This is a genomic window from Streptococcus sp. NLN64, assembly GCF_015831295.1.
GTDB lineage: Bacteria > Bacillota > Bacilli > Lactobacillales > Streptococcaceae > Streptococcus.
The window spans coordinates 1-3,733 of the sequence record NZ_JADXDQ010000088.1 but is presented as its reverse complement, the minus strand read 5'-3'; the positions used below and the strand labels follow the sequence as shown (position 1 = coordinate 3,733).

General features: G+C 47.1%; 1 protein-coding gene. It reads left to right on the top strand.

Features of this window, described 5'->3' with window-relative positions:
* Positions 1-3,733, top strand: a 3,733-nt coding sequence (locus I2503_RS09065; RefSeq protein ID WP_196967742.1) for a DUF1542 domain-containing protein, incomplete at both ends; no start/stop codon positions are given.

Sequence of the window (3,733 nt, the reverse complement as noted above, 5' to 3'; positions counted from 1 at the left end):
CTAAGCAAGCCATCGATGACGCAGCAGTAGCGAAGAAGGCAGAAATCGACGGTCGTGATGACTTGACGAAGGAAGAGAAAGACGCAGCTAAGTTTGAGGTTGATGCAGAAGCAACCAAAGCAAAAGACGCAGTAGATACAGCGAAGACAGATGCGGATGTAACAGCGGCGAAGGATTCAGGAGTTGATGCGATTAAAGCAGAAAATCCGACACCAGTAGCTAAGCCAGCAGCTAAGCAAGCCATTGATGACGCAGCAGCAACGAAGAAAGCAGAAATCGACGGTCGTGATGACTTGACGAAGGAAGAGAAAGATGCAGCTAAGGCAAAAGTTGATGCAGAAGCAACCAAAGCAAAAGATGCAGTAGATACAGCGAAGACAGATGCGGATGTAACGACGGCGAAGGATTCAGGAGTTGATGCGATTAAAGCAGAAAATCCAGATGCAGTAGCCAAGGAAGTGGCTAAAGCAGCTATTGACGAAGCTGCCCAAGCTAAGAAGTCTGAGATTGACGCTCGTCCTGATCTCACAGATGAAGAAAAATCAACCGCTAAATCTGATGTTGATACTAAGGCTGACCAAGCCAAACAAGCGATCGACGCTGCGACAACCAACGATGGTGTGACTTCCGCTAAAGATGCAGGAGTATCGGATATTAAGTCAGTGACCCCAGAGCCAGTAGCCAAGGAAGCGGCTAAAGCAGCGATCGACGACGCAGCAGCAGCGAAGAAAGCAGAGATCGACGGTCGTGATGACTTGACGAACGAAGAGAAATCAGCTGCTAAGTCTGAGGTTGATGCAGAAGCAACCAAAGCAAAAAACGCAGTAGATGCAGCGAAGACAGATGCGGATGTAACAGCGGCGAAGGATTCAGGAGCTGATGCGATTAAAGCAGAAAATCCATCTCCAGTAGCTAAGCCAGTAGCTAAGCAAGCCATCGATGACGCAGCAGCAACGAAGAAAGCAGAAATCGATGGTCGTGATGACTTGACGAAGGAAGAGAAAGACGCAGCTAAGGCAAAAGTTGATGCAGAAGCTATCAAAGCAAAAGACGCAGTAGATGCGGCTAAAACAGATGCGGATGTAACAGCGGCGAAGGATTCAGGAGTTGATGCGATTAAAGCAGAAAATCCATCTCCAGTAGCTAAGCCAGCAGCTAAGCAAGCCATTGATGACGCAGCAGCAGCGAAGAAAGCAGAGATCGACGGTCGTGATGACTTGACGAAGGAAGAGAAAGACGCAGCTAAGGCAAAGGTTGATGCAGAAGCAACCAAAGCAAAAGACGCAGTAGAGGCGGCTAAAACAGATGCGGATGTAACAGCGGTGAAGAATTCAGGAGTTGATGCGATTAAAGCAGAAAATCCAGATGCAGTAGCTAAGCCAGCAGCTAAGCAAGCCATCGATGACGCAGCAGCAACGAAGAAAGCAGAAATCGATGGTCGTGATGACTTGACGAAGGAAGAGAAAGACGCAACTAAGGCAAAAGTTGATGCAGAAGCTATCAAAGCAAAAGACGCAGTAGATGCGGCTAAAACAGATGCGGATGTAGCAGCGGCGAAGGATTCAGGAGTTGATGCGATTAAAGCAGAAAATCCATCTCCAGTAGCCAAGGGAGCGGCTAAAGCAGCTATTGACGAAGCTGCCCAAGCTAAGAAGTCTGAGATTGACGCTCGTCCTGATCTCACAGATGAAGAAAAAGCAACAGCTAAATCCGATGTTGATTCTAAAGCTACTGACGCGAAGAAAGCAATTGACGCTGCAACAACCAACGATGGCGTGACTTCCGCTAAAGATGCAGGAGTATCGGATATCAACTCAGTAAACCCATCTCCAGTAGCGAAGGATGCCGCTAAGAAAACGATCGATGAAGCTGCTCAAGCTAAGAAGTCTGAAATTGATGCTCGTCCTGATCTCACAGACGAAGAGAAGGCAGCTGCTAAATCAGAAGTTGATTCTAAAGTAACTGTCGCTAAGAAAGCTGTTGATGATGCGACAACCAACGATGCTGTATCATCTGCCAAAGACGCAGGCGTAACAGATATTAACTCAGTGAATCCATCTCCAGTAGCCAAGAAAGCGGCTAAAGCAGCTATTGACGAAGCTGCACAAGCTAAGAAAGACGAGATAGATGGGCGCACTGATTTAACAGATGAAGAAAAATCAACAGCTAAATCAGAAGTTGATTCTAAAGCCACTGACGCGAAGAAAGCTATTGATTTAGCAACAACCAACGCTGGAGTAACTTCCTCTAAGGATGCTGGTGTGAAAGATATCAATTCAGTAAATCCATCTCCGGTAGCCAAGGATGCCGCTAAGCAAGCCATCGATGACGCAGCAGCAACGAAGAAAGCAGAGATCGACGGTCGTGATGACTTGACGAAGGAAGAGAAAGACGCAGCTAAGGCGAAAGTTGATGGAGAAGCAACCAAAGCAAAAAACGCAGTAGATGCGGCTAAAACAGATGCGGATGTAACAGCGGCGAAGGATTCAGGAGTTGATGCGATTAAAGCAGAAAATCCATCTCCAGTAGCCAAGGGAGCGGCTAAAGCAGCTATTGACGAAGCTGCCCAAGCTAAGAAGTCTGAGATTGACGCTCGTCCTGATCTCACAGATGAAGAAAAAGCAACAGCTAAATCCGATGTTGATTCTAAAGCCACTGACGCGAAGAAAGCAATTGACGCTGCAACAACCAACGATGGCGTGACTTCCGCTAAAGATGCAGGAGTATCGGATATCAACTCAGTAAACCCATCTCCAGTAGCGAAGGATGCCGCTAAGAAAACGATCGATGAAGCTGCTCAAGCTAAGAAAGACGAGATAGATGCGCGCACTGATTTAACAGATGAAGAAAAATCAACAGCTAAATCAGAAGTCGATTCTAAAGCTGTCCAAGCCAAACAAGCGATCGACGCTGCGACAACCAACGATGGAGTAACTTTCGCTAAGGATGCTGGTGCAACAGACATAAACTCAGTGAATCCATCTCCAGTAGCGAAGAATGCCGCTAAGAAAGCGATCGATGACGCGGCAGCAGCGAAGAAAGCAGAGATCGACGGTCGTGATGACTTGACGAACGAAGAGAAATCAGCTGCTAAGTCTGAGGTTGATGCAGAAGCAACCAAAGCAAAAGACGCAGTAGATGCAGCGAAGACAGATGCGGATGTAACAGCGGCGAAGGATTCAGGAGTTGATGCGATTAAAGCAGAAAATCCATCTCCAGTAGCTAAGCCAGTAGCTAAGCAAGCCATCGATGACGCAGCAGCAGCGAAGAAAGCAGAGATCGACGGACGCTCAGATCTAACTGACGAAGAGAAGGCAACCGCTAAGTCTGAGGTTGATACCAAAGCAACTGTCGCTAAGAAAGCTGTTGATGATGCGACAACCAACGATGCTGTATCATCTGCCAAAGACACTGGTGTAACAGACATAAACTCAGTGAATCCATCTCCAGTGGCTAAGGATGAAGCTAAGAAAGCGATCAATGATGCTGCACAAGCTAAGAAGTCTGAGATTGACGCTCGTCCTGATCTCACAGATGAAGAAAAATCAACCGCTAAATCAGAAGTTGATTCTAAAGCCACTGACGCGAAGAAAGCCATCGATAACGCAACAACCAACGCTGGTGTGTCATCTTCCAAAGACGCAGGCGTAACAAATATTAACTCAGTAAATCCATCTCCAGTAGCCAAGGAAGCGGCTAAAGCAGCTATTGACGAAGCTGCCCAAGCGAAGAA